The organism is Streptomyces piniterrae, assembly GCF_005048155.1.
Classification (GTDB): domain Bacteria; phylum Actinomycetota; class Actinomycetes; order Streptomycetales; family Streptomycetaceae; genus Streptomyces; species Streptomyces piniterrae.
In genome coordinates, this window is sequence record NZ_SUMB01000013.1 from 75,260 (window position 1) to 89,469 (window position 14,210).

Annotated in this window: 11 protein-coding genes; 4 read left to right on the plus strand and 7 right to left on the minus strand. The window is 72.8% G+C overall.

What is annotated here, in order from left to right; genetic code table 11:
- Window positions 1–115: 115 nt before the first annotated feature.
- Window positions 116–1,726, minus strand: coding sequence for a phytoene desaturase family protein (locus FCH28_RS30890; protein WP_136743490.1), 1,611 nt, complete (start codon window positions 1,724–1,726; stop codon window positions 116–118).
- A 227-nt stretch (window positions 1,727–1,953) separates the two neighbouring features.
- On the opposite strand from FCH28_RS30890, the gene FCH28_RS30895 reads away from it, so the two are divergent.
- Window positions 1,954–3,270, plus strand: coding sequence for a glycoside hydrolase family 27 protein (locus tag FCH28_RS30895; protein WP_136743491.1), 1,317 nt, complete (start codon window positions 1,954–1,956; stop codon window positions 3,268–3,270).
- 21 nt (window positions 3,271–3,291) lie between these two features.
- Here the strand turns inward: FCH28_RS30895 and FCH28_RS30900 are convergent, their stop codons facing one another.
- The 6 genes from FCH28_RS30900 to FCH28_RS30925 all read right to left on the minus strand — a co-directional run bounded on the left by FCH28_RS30900 (window position 3,292) and on the right by FCH28_RS30925 (window position 10,688).
- Window positions 3,292–5,280, minus strand: coding sequence for a serine/threonine-protein kinase (locus tag FCH28_RS30900; RefSeq protein ID WP_136743492.1), 1,989 nt, complete (start codon window positions 5,278–5,280; stop codon window positions 3,292–3,294).
- A 27-nt stretch (window positions 5,281–5,307) separates the two neighbouring features.
- Complete coding sequence (locus FCH28_RS30905) at window positions 5,308–6,222, minus strand: oxygenase MpaB family protein (RefSeq protein WP_136743493.1); 915 nt, start codon at window positions 6,220–6,222, stop codon at window positions 5,308–5,310.
- A 21-nt stretch (window positions 6,223–6,243) separates the two neighbouring features.
- Window positions 6,244–7,443, minus strand: a complete 1,200-nt coding sequence (locus FCH28_RS30910) for an acyl-CoA dehydrogenase family protein (RefSeq protein ID WP_136743494.1) — start codon at window positions 7,441–7,443, stop codon at window positions 6,244–6,246.
- Window positions 7,444–7,698: 255 nt separating this feature from the next.
- Complete coding sequence (locus tag FCH28_RS30915) at window positions 7,699–8,133, minus strand: SH3 domain-containing protein (protein WP_136743495.1); 435 nt, start codon at window positions 8,131–8,133, stop codon at window positions 7,699–7,701.
- A 274-nt stretch (window positions 8,134–8,407) separates the two neighbouring features.
- Window positions 8,408–9,172, minus strand: a complete 765-nt coding sequence (locus tag FCH28_RS30920; protein ID WP_136743496.1) for a VOC family protein — start codon at window positions 9,170–9,172, stop codon at window positions 8,408–8,410.
- Between the two features lie 334 nt (window positions 9,173–9,506).
- The gene (locus FCH28_RS30925; RefSeq protein WP_136743497.1) at window positions 9,507–10,688 is read right to left on the minus strand and encodes an FAD-dependent oxidoreductase; all 1,182 of its coding nucleotides are present in this window, start codon (window positions 10,686–10,688) and stop codon (window positions 9,507–9,509) included.
- A gap of 192 nt (window positions 10,689–10,880) precedes the next feature.
- Here FCH28_RS30925 and FCH28_RS30930 point away from each other — a divergent pair, with 192 nt between their 5' ends.
- From FCH28_RS30930 to FCH28_RS30940, 3 genes are read left to right on the plus strand one after another with little or no spacing between them, the layout of a single operon-like run.
- On the plus strand, window positions 10,881–11,891 hold the full coding sequence (locus tag FCH28_RS30930; protein ID WP_136743658.1) for a FecCD family ABC transporter permease: 1,011 nt from the start codon (window positions 10,881–10,883) through the stop codon (window positions 11,889–11,891).
- Entirely contained in the window at window positions 11,888–13,108 is a 1,221-nt protein-coding gene (locus FCH28_RS30935) for a FecCD family ABC transporter permease (RefSeq protein WP_246103402.1), read from the plus strand. The genes FCH28_RS30930 and FCH28_RS30935 overlap by 4 nt, the downstream gene beginning before the upstream one ends.
- A complete protein-coding gene (locus FCH28_RS30940) occupies window positions 13,105–14,097 on the plus strand; it encodes an ABC transporter ATP-binding protein (protein WP_246103403.1) in 993 nt (330 codons plus the stop codon). The genes FCH28_RS30935 and FCH28_RS30940 overlap by 4 nt, the downstream gene beginning before the upstream one ends.
- Window positions 14,098–14,210 lie beyond the last annotated feature (113 nt).

Consider the following 14,210-nt stretch of genomic DNA (forward strand, 5'->3'; position numbering starts at 1 on the left):
CACCCAGCCGCGCCGCCACCCCAGCCGCGCCCCCACCCAGCCGCGCCGCCACCCCAGCCGCATCCCTACCCCAGCCGCGCCGCCACCCCAGCCACGTCCCCACCCGGCCCCGCCCCTACCCACCCGTGCCGCCGGTGCCCGCGGCGGCGTCCTCCTCCAGTACCGCCATCGCCGCGTTGTGGCCGGGGATGCCGCTGACTCCGCCGCCGCGGACCGCGCCCGCTCCGCACAGCAGGACGTTGGGGTGCCCGGTGGCCACGCCCCACCGGCCGGGGGCGGTCGCCTCGCCGCCGGTCGCCGGGTCGTCGGGTTCCGCGTACGGGAATGCCAGGTCGCGGTGGAAGATGTTGCCGCCGGGCAGGCCCAGTTCGCGGTCCAGGTCGAGCGGGCTGCGGGCCTCGATGCACGGGCGGCCGTCGGCGTCCCTGGCCAGGCAGCCGGCGAGTGGCTCGGCGAGGTGGTTGTCCAGTTCGGCGAGGGTGGCGGCGAGCAGCCGGTCGCGGGTGGCCGGCTGCGCCGCGGTGTCGGCGGTGAACAGCCGCGCGGGGGTGTGCAGCCCGAAGAGGGTGAGGGTCTGGTAGCCCTGGCGGACGAGGTCCGGGCCGAGGATGGAGGGGTCGGTCAGGGAGTGGCAGTAGATCTCGGAGGGCGGGGCGGTGGGCGGTTCGCCGGCGGCGGCCTGCTGGTAGGCGGTCTCCAGCTGCTGGTATCCCTCGGCGATGTGGAAGGTGCCGGAGAAGGCCTCCCGTGGGTCGACGCGGGTGTCGCGCAGCCGTGGCAGCCGGGTGAGCAGCATGTTGACCTTGAGCTGGGCGCCGTCGGCGGGTGGCGGCGGGGCTTCGCCGAGGAGGCGGGCCAGTTCCCGGGGTGCGGCGTTGACCAGGACCCGGCGGGCGCCGATCGTGCCCTGTGCGCTGGTGACCTCCGCGGTCCGGCCGTCCGTGGCGATGCCGGTGACCGGGCAGCTGGTGACGATCTCCGCGCCGGCGCGGCGGGCGGCGTCGGCGAGCGCGTCGGTGAGTGCGCCCATGCCGCCGATGGGGACGTCCCAGTCGCCGGTGCCGCCGCCGATGACGTGGTAGAGGAAGCAGCGGTTCTGGCGCAGTGAGGGGTCGTGGGCGGTGGCGAAGGTGCCGATGAGGGCGTCGGTGAGGACGACTCCGCGTACCAGGTCGTCGGTGAAGGTCTCCTCGATCGTCTCGCCCAGGGGGCGTTCGAAGAGGGCGTGCCAGGTGGCGTCGTCGTCGATCCTGGCGCGGAGTGCGGCGCGGGTGGGCAGCGGTTCGGTGAGGGTCGGGAAGACGCGTTCGGCGAGCCGGTGGGTGCTGCCGTAGAAACGCTGCCAGGCGGTGAACTCCCGGTCGGATCCGGTGAGTTCGGCGAACGCCTTGCGGGTGCGCTGCGGGCCGCCGCCGACCAGGAGGCCGGTGGGCCGGCCCTGGCGTACGGCGGGGGTATAGGAGGAGACGGTGCGTTTGCGGACCGCGAAGCGCAGCCCGAGGTCCCGCACGATCTTCGGTGGCAGCAGGCTGACGAGGTAGGAGTAGCGGGACAGCCGGGCGTCGACGCCGGCGAAGGCCCGGGTCGACACGGCGGCACCACCGGTGTGGTCCAGCCGCTCCAGCATCAGCACGCTGCGTCCGGCGCGTGCGAGATAGGCGGCGGCGACCAGTCCGTTGTGCCCGCCGCCGACGATGACCACGTCGTACGAAGTCCGTTCCGGCATGCCTCTTCGTAGCACGTGGAGGGGGTGCGGGCCAGGCGCAGGCGGCTGAATCCTCCGGCGCGGCCGGTGGGGCTTCTTGACCGGGCGGGTGCCGGATTCTAGCGTCCGGCCGGTGCGTCGTTGCCGGCACCGGCCCGTTGGTGCGGCGCTCAGGCCGTCCCACCGTCCGCGCTCAGGCCGTCCCGCCCATCCGTGATCCGGCCGTTCCGCCCTCCGTGAGGTGACCCGTGTCCCACCCGTCGGTACCCCGTATCGGCCGCGCCGTCGCCGGGCTGACCGCCCTCGCGGCGTGCGCGGCGGCACTGCTCGCGGCCACCGGCCCCGCCTCCGCTGTTCCCGATCCGCCCCGTGTGCCCGGCCCCAAGCGTGCCGGGGCGCATGCGGCGGCGTATCCGAACGTGGCCCCTACGCCGCCGATGGGGTGGAACAACTGGTCGTACTACCTGTGCGAGGTCAACGAGAAGGTCGTCCTCGACAATGCGCGGGCGCTGGTACGCACCGGTCTGGCGGACAAGGGCTATGACACGGTGACCGTCGACGACTGCTGGATGGCCAAGCAGCGCGGCCCGGACGGGGAACTGGTGCCGGACCCGGAGAAGTTCCCGCACGGCATGGCGTATGTCGGCCGGCAGCTGCACCAGATGGGGCTGAAGTTCGGCATCTACGAAGATGTGGGCACGCTGACCTGCGGAAAGTATCCGGGCAGCTTCGGTCATTTCCCGCAGGACGCGGCCCAGTTCGCGCGCTGGAAGGTGGACTATCTCAAGGCCGACGGCTGCAATGTGCCGACCGCTCCGGGGCGCACCAAGGAGGAGACGTATCACGATCTGTACCGGCAGCAGAGCCGGGCGCTGGAGGACACCGGCCGGGACATCACCTTCTCGGTGTCCGCGCCGGCCTATTTCCAGTACGCGGGGGACAAGGTGTGGCACAAGGTCATCCGCTGGTCCTCGAAGCTGGGGAATCTGTGGCGGGGCGGCCGGGACATCGCGATGGAGCAGCAGTCCCCGGCCACGAAGTGGTCGTCGATCGCCTACAACTTCCGCTACAACGCGGGGCTGGCGGGCCTGCAGCGGCCAGGACGCTGGAACGACCCGGATTTTCTGCTGGCCGGTGACTCGGGGCTGACCCGGCACGAGATCCAGAGCCAGATGTCGCTGTGGGCGGTGATGGCTGCGCCGCTGATCTCCAGTACGGATCTGGGTGAGCTGTCGCCCGCGGCGCGCGAGGTGCTGGGGAACGAGCAGGTCATCGCCGTCGACCAGGATCCGCTGGGGGTCCAGGGGAAGGTGGTGGGGCAGGGCGACGGGTTCACGGTGCTGTCCAAGCCGCTGGCGAACGGCGAGCGGGCGGTGGCCCTGTTCAACTCGGGTGATACGCCGCGCACGCTGTCGACGACGGCCGAGGCGGCGGGGCTGCCGGGTGCGGGTGCGTACCGGATGCGGGATCTGGTGACCGGCCGTACCCGCTCCAGTGGCGGGGCGATCGTCGCGGAGAACGTGCCGCCGCATGCCACGGTGCTCTACCGGGTCGGCACGAACTGAACCCGGCGGCCGGGGTGACGTCTACCGGCGGCCGGTGGCGCGTTCCTGGCGCAGTGCCGCGACCCGGCGGTAGAGGGCGGCCGCGTCGGCCGGGCGGCCGAGCTGGTCCAGGCACTGGGCCTGGTCGCTGCGGCTGGCGAGCGCGTCGAGATGGGCGGCGCCCAGGACGCGTTCGCGGGCGTCGGCGACTTGGCGGTGGATGCCCAGTGCCTCCGCCCAGCGGCCCAGCCAGCCGAGTGCCACGGCGATCTCGCGGCGGCTGACCAGGGTGTCGGGGTGGTCGGCGCCCAGTGCCCGTTCGCGTGCCGCGGCCACCTCGCGGGCCTCGGCGAGCGCTTCCGTCCAGCGGCCGAGCCGTCCGAGGTTGACGCCCAGGCCGTGCCGGGCGCGCAGGGTCTCGGGGTCGTCTGCGCCCTGGGCGCGGGTGCGGGCCGCCACCAGGTCGCGGTAGACGGCCAGGGCTTCGGCGCCGCGGCCCAGCCGGCCGAGGCTGATGCCGACCTCGTAGCGGGCGGCGAGGGTGTCGGGGTGCGCGGGGCCGAGCGTCCCGGTGCGGGCCGCGGCGACTTCCTGGTAGGACCGCAGCGCCTCCGCCCACTTTCCCAGCCGGCCCTGTACGTAGGCGAGTTCGTAGCGGGTGGCGAGGGTGTCGGGATGGCCGGGGCCGAGCACCCGGGCGCGCGCCCCGGCCACTTCCCCGGCCATGGCGCAGCAGTCCTCCAGCCGGCCCAGCCGGGCGAGGTTGAACGCGAGGTGGTGGCGGCAGCCGAGGGTGTCGGGGTGGTCCGGGCCCAGGGTCCGCTCACGTCCCGCCAGGACCTGGACGGCGATCTGGTGCGCCTCGAAGTGGCGGCCGAGCCTGCCCAGTGCGTAGCTGGTCTCCAGGAGGGCGGTGAGGGCGTGCGGGTCGTCGGGGGCGTCGTCGGAGGGTGCCGGGAGGGCGGTGCCGGCGGCCGGGGACGCCTCGCGGCGCTGGGTGCCGTGCCCGCCGGTCCAGGTGTCGGTGAGGACGTCGGCGGGCCGGTGGGGGCGGGCCGGCCGGGGCGGCCGGGCGGAGTTCGCCGGGGAGCCGGTGGTGATGCCGAGGGCCCAGGACGGCATCCGTACGGTGGGCGCCGTCGCGGCGGTGTCCGTCGCCGGGGTGCCGGCGGTGCCCTGCCGGTGCCGGGCGTCGGCGAGGCGTTTGCCGAGTTCGTCGGCGTCCCGGGGCCGGTCGTCGGGGTCCTTGGCGAGCAGGTCGAGCATGATCCGCTGGTAGGGCTCGGGCAGGTCGGGGCGCTGGGTGCGGGGCGGTTCCGGGGCGGTGTCGCGGTGTCCGACCAGCACCGACCAGGCGTCGTCCTGGTTGAAGGGCGGGGCGCCGGTGGCGATCTCGTAGAGCACACAGCCCAGGGAGTAGAGGTCGCTGCGGTGGTCGACGGTGCCGGCGCCGATCTGCTCGGGCGACATGTAGTGCGGGGTGCCCATGGCGACGCCGGTGCCGGTCAGCCGGGCGGTGAAGCCGATGTCGTGGTTGAGGCGGGCGATACCGAAGTCGCAGATCTTGACCGTGCCGTCGGTGGTCCGGACGATGTTGGCGGGCTTGAGGTCGCGGTGCACGATGTCTTGTTCGTGGGTGTAGGCGAGTGCGGCGGTGAGCTGCTCGGCGATCTCGATGACGTCGGGGACGGGCAGCGGCGCGCGCCGGTTGTCGTCCATCAGCTGGCTGAGGTTACGGCCGCTGAGCAGCTCCATGACGATGAACAGGGTGCCGTCGTCCTCGCCGAAGTCGTGGACGACGGTGATACCGCGGTGCTGGAGGGCGGCCGCGACCCGGGCCTCGCGGCGGAAGCGTTCGCGCAGCACCCGCAGGAACCCCGGTTCGTGGCGCGGCCCCATGGGCTTGAGGCATTTGACGGCGACCTGCCGGCCGAGTGATTCGTCGAGGGCGCGCCATACCTCGCCCATGCCGCCGCGCCCGATGGTGTCGAGCAGCCGGTACCGCCCTTGCACGAGCCTGTTTTCCGCCATCGCGTATCGCCGCCCCCGTCCCCGCTTTCAGGCGCGCAGCTCCCCCTGCGTGTCCTGCCCGCCCAGTATGGCGGCGGAACGGCACAGCTTGTAGGGCGCTGGGCGGGCGCCGGGGCCGAGTCGCGCCACGGCGCGCAGGATGTGCTGGGGCGGCAGCTGCCAGCGGAGGGCGGGGGGAACGGCCCGCAGGGCGCGGCCGGCGGCGCGCAGCTGCCGGGTGACGGTGGCGGGCGGGGGTGCCGGCCGCCCGTACAGTGCGTGCGCGTACGGGGGCAGTGCGCCGTAGGCGAGGTCCGCGACGCGCGTCCACAGCAGCCACCGGGCGGGGACGAGCGGGGCGGGTGTGGGTGGCCTGCGGAGGAAGGCGTCCACCTGGCGGGCTTCGGGGGTGAGGGCGAGTTCGGGCCGTACGCGGGCGAAGTAGGCGGCGAGCGCGGCGCGGTCGCCGGGAACCCCGGCCGGGTCGAGGCCGACGAGCCGGGCGCTTTCGCGGTGCTCGTGGAGGTAGGCGTCGGCCTGCGCGTCGCTGACGGGGTAGCCGGAGCGGCGCAGTACGTGCAGGTAGGAGTCGATCTCGGCGCAGTGCACCCACAGCAGCAGGGCCGGTTCGTCGACGCCGTAGCGTTCGCCGGTGGCCGGGTCGGTGGCGGTCAGCCGGCGGTGGAGGGCGCGGACCCTGGCGCCGGCCTGCTCGGCGGCTTCGGTGGTGCCGTAGGTGAGGGTGCCGACGAAGTTCGCGGTCCGCATCAGCCGGCCCCAGGCGTCCCGGCTGCCCCTCTCGTTGTTCTGGAAGGCGGCGGAGTTCTGCATCACTCCGCGTACCGCGCGCGGGTGCAGTGCCTGGAGGTACAGCGCGCGGACGCCCGCTATCCACATCATGGGGTCGCCGTGCATCTGCCAGGTCACCGAGCGGGGGCCGAAGAGTCCGGGGTCGCCTGTCATCACCGCACCTCCCGAGCCGTGTCAGCGCCGTACGCGGGGCATCCCGAGGCCGATCCAGGAGATGATCTCGCGTTGGATCTCGTTGTTGCCGCCGCCGAAGGTGAAGATGACGGCCGAGCGGTAGCCGCGCTCCAGTTCGCCGTGGAGTACGGCGCCCGCCGAGCCCTCCTTGAGGGGGCCGGCCGAGCCGACGACCTCCATCAGCCAGGCGTAGGCGTCCCTGCGGGCCTCGGAGCCGTAGACCTTGACCGCGGAGGCGTCCTGCGGGGTGAGGGTGCCTTTCTGGAGTGCGTCGACCATCTGCCAGTTCAGCAGCTTCATGGCGTCCAGTCTGGTGTGGGTGCGGGCCAGCCGTCCACGGACCCAGCCCAGGTCGATGACCCGGCGGCCGTCGGCGAGCTTGGTGTCGGCGGCCCAGCGCTGCACGTCGTGCAGGGCGCGGATGGCCATGGTGCCGTGCGCGGCGAGGGTGACCCGCTCGTGGTTGAGCTGGTTGGTGATGATCCGCCAGCCCTTGTTCTCCTCGCCGACGCGGCGGGCGGCGGGGACGGTGATGTTCTCGTAGTAGCTGGCGGTGGTGTCGTGCGAGGCGAGGGTGTTGATCAGGGTGCAGGAGTAGCCGGGGTCGCTGGTGGGGACGAGGAGCATGGTGATGCCCTTGTGGGGCGGGGCAGCAGGATCTTCGAAGGCAGTCCGTACCGCGAGCCACACCCAGTCGGCGGTGTCGCCGTTGGTCGTCCAGATCTTCTGCCCGTTGACGACGTAGTGGCCGGTCTCCTCGTCGCCCTCGCGTATGGCGCGGGTCCTGAGCGCCGCGAGGTCCGTCCCGGCGTCCGGTTCGCTGTAGCCGATGGCGAAGTCGATCTCGCCGGAGAGGATCCGGGGCAGGAAGTAGGCCTTCTGCTCGTCGGTGCCGTACTGCATGATCGTCGGGCCGACGGTGTTCAGCGCCATCAGCGGCAGCGGGACGCCCGCCTGCGCCGCCTCGTCGAAGAAGACGAACTGTTCCATCGGGCTCATGCCCCGCCCGCCGAACTCCGTGGGCCAGCCGACCCCGAGCCAGCCGTCGCGGCCCAGGCGGCGCACGGTCTCGCGGTAGAAACGCTTCTGGGCGGCGGGCTCGGTGTACCTGGCGTAGGCGCGGTCCGGCACCAGTCCGGCGAAGTACGTCCGCAGTTCGGCGCGCAACTGCTGCTGTCCGGGGGTGTATTCGAGGTGCACGGCCCCTCCAGTTCGTCCGGTGCGAGTCGCCCGGCGCCGATGGCCGCTTCCTGTTCCGGGTTCCTGACGGGCCGTCGGATGCCGGGTCGAGGGGCACAGTAGAACGTGTTCCAGTAATACGGAAGAGGGAAGGGGTGCGGCGCTGCGCCGGAGGCACCGGGGGCCCGGCCCGGCACCCGGAGGCACCGGGGCCGGGCCCCGCACGCGCTCCGCGGGGCGCCCTACGACCGTCAGGGCGCCGCGCGGGGCCGCGGATCAGCCGTTGCCGGGCTTCGCCGGGTCAATGGGCTCCATATGGCTCCGCGAAAGGTCCTTGCAGTACTTGACGGCACCGGAATTGGTCACGAACTTCGCCGACACCCAGGTCGGGTAGCGACCCCCGCGCACGCCGTCCCGGGTCAGGAACCAGACGGTGTTGCCCATGACGTTCTGGGCACGGACCTTGCACACCAGACCGACGTGCGCGCGGTGGCCCAGATGCCCCTCCACGGAGGAGTCGGTGCTGGGGTACTGACGCTCGTTCACTCCCCCCTTGGCGGTGACGATGCCGTACGGCTTCGGCTTCGCGGGAGTCGCCTGGGCCGGCGCCGCGGCGAGCAGCGCCGCTCCGAGGGCGACAACCGTGGTCAGCGCGCCCGCTCCGGCGGCGAGCCGCGTTCCTCGGGCCACGAGGATGTCGGTCGTGGACATAGGGGTCTCCTGTTCTTGACGCGCAATGGCCACCCATCGGCATGGTGGCGCCGCCAGCGCTAGTTGGACATTACGCTCATATCACCCAAGAAGTGTGGTGAAACGACCGCCTGAGGGCCAATCGCGTGACGGGGGGTCAGCGCACCGATGTCAGCGCGTCGGTAGCCGCCGTGGAGGGCGTTGGTGGGCTGCGTTTCGGTCGGCGTTGGTGAGTTGTGCTTCCGTCGGCCTTCGTGAGTTGTGGTTCGGTCGGTGTTCGTGAGCTGTGCTCGGGTCAGCCCTCGTCGACGGCGCTGTGGATGCCGAAGACCGCGCCCTGGGGGTCGCGGATCATCGCGATCCGCGGGCCGCCGGGTACGTCGGTCGGGGGGCCCAGCAGCATGCCGCCGGACTCGATGGCGCGGGCGGCGGTCGCATCGACGTCCTCGACCGCGAAGTACGGCAGCCAGTGCGTGGGGCGGTCGTCCGGATTGCGCTCGTCCAGGGGGCGCATACCGCCGAACTCGGCGCCGTCGATGCCCCATCGCGTGTACCGGTCGTGCGCGGTGACCGTCCAGCCGAACACCCGCGGATAGAAGGCCCTGGCGCGCTCCGCGTCCCGGGTGGCGAGTTCGACCCAGCCGAGCGAGCCCGGCGCGTTGAACAGGGTGGCACCGGGGAAGGAGCGGGCCTGCCAGAGCGAGAAGACGGCTCCCTCCGGGTCGGCGACGACGGCGAAGCGGCCCACGTCGAAGATGTCCCGCGGTGCCAGCAGCTGCTTCCCGCCGGCCTCGGCGACCGCGGCGGCCAGCGCGTCCGTGTCCCGGGTCGCGAACGACACGGTCCACGCGGTCGGCTGCCCCGGCGTGTAGAGAGGGGTCACGGCGGCGACCGGGGCGGCGCCCAGCGACATGACGGTGTAGCCGCCGGCTTCTGAGCGCGGGTCGGTCTCGGCGCTCCAGCCGAAGACCTCGCGGTAGTAGACCGTGGCGGCGTCCACGTCCGAGGTGCCCAGCTCCACCCAACACGGCGCGCCGAGCGTGGGCTCGGTGATCTTCACGTGTGTTCCGTCCCTCCTCGGCGGGGGTCTTCGGTGTCCTCGCTGTCGTCGTGCGCTCTCGCCGGCCTCGCGTACCGCTGATCACTTTCGAACGGTGCGGTGATCGTTTACGTACGGTGCCGATCGTCCGATGGGGCCGGCGGGGGCGCAACCGGAGGGATCGGAGGGATCGGAGGGGTCGGAGGGCTGGCAAGAGCCGAGGCGTGAAGGAGCGACGTGAAGGAGCGACGTGAAGGAGCGGTGGGGCCGGCTCGCAGCGGGTATGCATTGGCCTGGGGCCTGGTGGACCCTTAGGGGATCTCCCCTAAGGGTCCACCAGGCCCCCGTTCGCACGTCAGTGGTGACGGAAGCGGCGCAGCAGATGATGCCGGGCGCCGTGCGGTGCGTCGGGGGTGAGCGCGTCGTCCAGGGCGCGGGCGGCGCTCTCGGCGGCCTCGGCGGAGCGCGGCAGCATGGCCGCCTCGTACGCGCGCACCGCCGCGTCCTGGTCGGTGATGGCCGCCCCTCCCCCGCCCTCGGGGCTACGAGGGAGGGTGAGCGCCAGGGCGAGTTCGCAGCCGTCGAGCATGGCGAGGTCGGCGCCCGTGCCGGCGAGCGGCGTCATGAGGTGCGCGGCGTCGCCGAGCAGCGTGAGGCCGGGGGTGTGGGGCCAGGTGTGGGGTACGGGCAGGGCGAACAGCGGCCGGTTGACGAACCCACCGTCGTTGTCCCGCAGCAGTGCCAGCAGTTGGCCGTCCCAGCCGGCGAACGTTTCGAGCAGGGCGGCGCGCACCGCCTCCGTGTCGTCGAGGCTCAGGCCGCGCTCCGCCGCCCAGTCCTGGGAGCCGCGGAAGGCGGCGTATACGCGGATGCGGCCGTGGCCGTCGCGTTGGGCGATCAGGCCTTTGCTGCCGGACAGGGCCCTCATGCCGCCGTCGCCGACCAGGCGGGCGACGGCCGGGTGGCGGGTGTCGGCGTCGTCGAATCCGGCCTCGACGAAGGTGACGCCGGAGTAGTGGGGGGTGTCGTCCGAGAGCAGGGGCCGCACCCTGGACCACGCGCCGTCGGCGCCGATGACCAGGTCGAAGGTGGCGGTGTGGCCGTCGTCGAACTCGGCTTTGTGGGTGCCGTCGCCGATCGGATGGAGGGTGCGGAGGTACTGGCCCCAGTGCACGGTGCCGGGAGCGAGGGAGTCCAGGAGCAGGCGGCGCAGCTCTCCGCGGTCGATTTCGGGGCTCGGTTCCTCGTCGGGTGGCGGTGTGCGTCCCAGGAGGGTGCCTGTGTGGTCGAGCAGTCGCGTCTCCTGGCCTACGGGGCGGGCCAGGGCGCGGAACTGCTCGTCGAGGCCCGCCTCTTGGAGAGCGCGTTGCCCGGAGTGCGGCCGCATGACGAGCGTGCCGCCCTGCGGGTGGGCGTCGGCTGCGGGATCCCGGTCGAAGACGGTGACCGGCGCGCCGTGGCGCTGGAGGACGCGGGCGCAGGTCAGGCCGCCGGGGCCGGCGCCGATGACCGCGATGCGGGGGGTGCTGGGGTTCATGACGCTCCTCAAGTCGGCCTCCCTTCCAGCATGACCCGTAAACGGCGTAGCAGGTGGGCGGGCATTACCGACCGGCGGGTCGACAAAAGGGATTTGTTGATCCTTCACGGGCTCAGACTTGCGGGTTTAGGTATGCCTAACCTAATGTAACGCCGCGTGTCGACGATCAAGCCACCAGCCACCGCACCCCCCGTGCCCGGCGCGCGCCCCGCCACGAAGACCTGGCGCAGCATCCCGCTGTTCACGGCCGGGCTCTGCGCGCTGGCGGTCTGCGCGGCTCTGAGCCTCGCCCTCGGCGCCCGGTCCGTGCCGCTGTCCACGGTGCTTGATGCCCTGTCAGGAAGCGCACACGGACGCGACGCCATCGTGGTCACCGGGCTGCGACTGCCGCGGACCGTCGTCGCGCTCGCGGTGGGCGCGGCGCTCGGCGTCGCCGGCGCGGTCACCCAGGGCATCACCCGCAACCCGCTGGCCTCACCGACCACCCTCGGCATCAACGCGGGCGCGTCCTTCGCCGTGGTCACCGCCATCTTCGCGCTGCATCTGACCCGTCCCGTCGAATACCTCTGGTTCGCGTTCGCGGGGGCCGCCGGCGCCGCACTGTTCGCCCAGGCGCTCGCCCGGCGGGCCGGCGACCTCGATCCGGTACGCCTCGCGCTCGGCGGCACGGTCCTCCAACTCGTCCTGGTGTCATGGACGTCGACGGTGATGCTGGCCAGCAAGCGCTCGCTGGACGAGGCCCGCTTCTGGCTGGCCGGATCGCTGGCCGAACGCCCCCTCGCCGTGCTCTACCCGGTGCTGCCGACCCTGGTGCTCGGCCTGGTCGTCGCGCTGGCCATCACCCCCGCGCTCAACGCGCTCGCCCTGGGCGACGATTCCGCGCTGGCGCTCGGTGTGCCGGTGTCCCGGATCCGGGCGGCCGGCGGCCTCGCGGTGATCCTGCTCGCCGGGTCCGCGGTCGCCGTCGCCGGTCCGCTCGCCTTCATCGGCCTGGCCGCACCGCACCTCGTCCGGCAGCTGTTCCGCTCCTCCGACCACCGCATCGTGGTGCCCGGCTGCCTGATCGCGGGACCGCTGCTGCTGCTCACCGCCGACATCCTCGGACGGGTCGTCATCCGGCCGTCCGAGCTTCAGGTCGGCATCCTCACCGCGTTCCTCGGCGCGCCGCTGCTCGCGGTGCTGGCCCGGAAGGTGGCCCGATGAACGACACAACCAACGACGCAGCCAACAACGCTATGGACGGCGCGGTGGGCAAGGCGGTGAACGACACGGTGGACGACACAGCCAAGGATGCGGTGGACGGCGCGGTCAAGGACACGGTCAACGGCGCGGTGACCGGGACCGGGACTGGGACCGGGACTGGGACCGTGCGGGCCAAGAAGCCGCTCGGCGCCGTGTCCGCGAGCACCGCGCGCCGCCCCGCCGGCCGCCGTACACCGCTGCTCGCCCTCGGTGGCGTTCTCGTACTCCTCGCCCTCGTCACGGTGTCCGTGGCCAACGGCGAGATGCCGCTGCCGCCGGCCGACGCGCTCAAGGGCCTCTTCGGGCTGGGCGATCCGGGCACGGTGCTGGTGGTGCAGGAGTTCCGGGCCCCCCGGATGGTCGCGGCGGTCGTCGCGGGCACCGGGCTGGCGGTGGCCGGCACACTCCTGCAGCGGCTGTTCCGCAATCCGCTCGCCTCCCCCGACGTGATGGGGGTGACCGGCGGCGCCTCGTTCGGCGCGGTGGTGATGCTGGCGGCCGGCGCCTCGCAGGCGCTGATTCCGCTGGCCGCGCTCGGCGGTGGGCTGCTCGCCGCGGTGCTGCTGGGCGTGTTCGCCTGGCGCGCCGGCGTCAGCGTCACCCGGCTCGTCCTGGTCGGCCTGGCCGTCCAGGCGGGGCTGACCGCCGCGGTGAACTTCATGGTCGTCCGCTTTCCCACCGAGCTGGCCGGCTCGGCGCTCCAGTGGACCACCGGGTCGGTGTACGGGCGGACCTGGACCGAAGTGTGGGCCGCGGGCGGGGCGGTGGTGGTGGCGCTCGTCGTCGCCTTCCTGCTGCACCGCCGGCTGGCCGTGCTGGACCTGGGCGACGACTCGGCCGGCGCGCTCGGTCTGAACACCAACACCGCCCGCCTCCAGGTCCTGGTGACCGCCATCGTGCTGGCCTCGCTGGCCGCCGCACTGACCGGCCCGGTCGCCTTCGTCGCGCTGGCCGTCCCGCACATCGTGCGGTTCCTGGCGGGTCCGCCGACCGCCGGGACGCTTGCCCTCTCCGGCCTCGCCGGTGCCGTACTGCTGCTCGCCTCCGATCTGGTGGCGCAGTATCTGCTGCCGGTCAGCGGGCTGCCGGTCGGGGTGGTCACCGCCACCCTGGGCGCGCCCTGGCTGCTGGTGCTGATGATCCGTCAGAGCAGTTCCGTGAACAGGAGTGCCCGATGACCTCCCACCAGCTGACCACCGACCAGCTGGCCAACGGCCAAGTGACCACCAGCAAAGTGACCACCGGCAAAGTGACCAATGGCCAGCTGACAACCAGCCAGTCGACCACTGACCAGCTGACCACTGACCAGTCGACCACCGACCAACCGGCCACCGGCCAATCGGCCACTGACCAGCCGCCCGCCAACCAGCTCTCCACCCACGGGCTCGATCTGCGCTACGGCGACCGGCTGATCGTCGGCGGCCTCGACCTGGTGCTGCCGGGCGGCGCCGTCACCGCCGTCGTCGGCCCCAACGCCTGCGGCAAGTCCACCCTGCTGCGCGGACTGACCCGGCTGCTGGCGCCGGCCGCCGGCACCGTCACCCTGGACGGCTCCGACATCCACCGGATGCCCGCCAAGGCCCTGGCCCTGCGGATGGGCCTGCTGCCGCAGCAACCCGTCACCCCCGACGCGATCACCGTCGAGGCGCTGGTACGGCTCGGCCGCTACCCGCACCAGCGACTGCTCAGCCCCTGGTCGGAAGCCGACCAGCAGGCCGTCGAGGAGGCGCTGCGGCGCACCGGCACCACCGGGCTGCGCGACCAGCCGGTGGACCAGCTCTCCGGCGGCCAGCGGCAACGCGCCTGGATCGCCCTCGCGCTGGCGCAGGACACCGATCTGCTGCTGCTCGACGAGCCCACCACCTTCCTCGACCTGCGGCACCAGCTCGACGTCCTCGATCTGGTCGCCGCGCTGCACGCCGAGGCGGGCCGCACCGTGGTGATGGTGCTGCACGACCTCGGGCAGGCCGCCCGGTACGCCGACCACCTCGTGGTCCTCAAGGACGGGCAGTTGGCCGCGGCCGGCGCCCCGGCGGAGGTCCTGGACGCGGAACTGGTCAAGGCCGTTTTCGACGTGGACTGCCGGGTGATTCCGGACCCGGAGACCGGCACTCCGCTGGTCATCCCGAAGGGCAGCCCACTTCGACACACCACCGCGTCCGACTGACCCGGAGCCCGTCCGGCCGACCGGAGCCCACCCCGGCCGACCCCAGAGACCCACAAGCCCCACAAGCCCCACAAGCCCCACCCCCCGCGCTCTCCCCCACGAGCATCTGTCCC

Coding starts and splice junctions, on each gene's coding strand:
- FCH28_RS30900 (WP_136743492.1), bottom strand. CDS start 5,280: ATGGCGGAAAACAGGCTCGTGCAAGGGCGGTACCGGCTGCTCGACACC.
- FCH28_RS30905 (WP_136743493.1), bottom strand. CDS start 6,222: ATGACAGGCGACCCCGGACTCTTCGGCCCCCGCTCGGTGACCTGGCAG.
- FCH28_RS30935 (WP_246103402.1), top strand. CDS start 11,888: ATGAACGACACAACCAACGACGCAGCCAACAACGCTATGGACGGCGCG.
- FCH28_RS30915 (WP_136743495.1), bottom strand. CDS start 8,133: ATGTCCACGACCGACATCCTCGTGGCCCGAGGAACGCGGCTCGCCGCC.
- FCH28_RS30890 (WP_136743490.1), bottom strand. CDS start 1,726: ATGCCGGAACGGACTTCGTACGACGTGGTCATCGTCGGCGGCGGGCAC.
- FCH28_RS30925 (WP_136743497.1), bottom strand. CDS start 10,688: ATGAACCCCAGCACCCCCCGCATCGCGGTCATCGGCGCCGGCCCCGGC.
- FCH28_RS30940 (WP_246103403.1), top strand. CDS start 13,105: ATGACCTCCCACCAGCTGACCACCGACCAGCTGGCCAACGGCCAAGTG.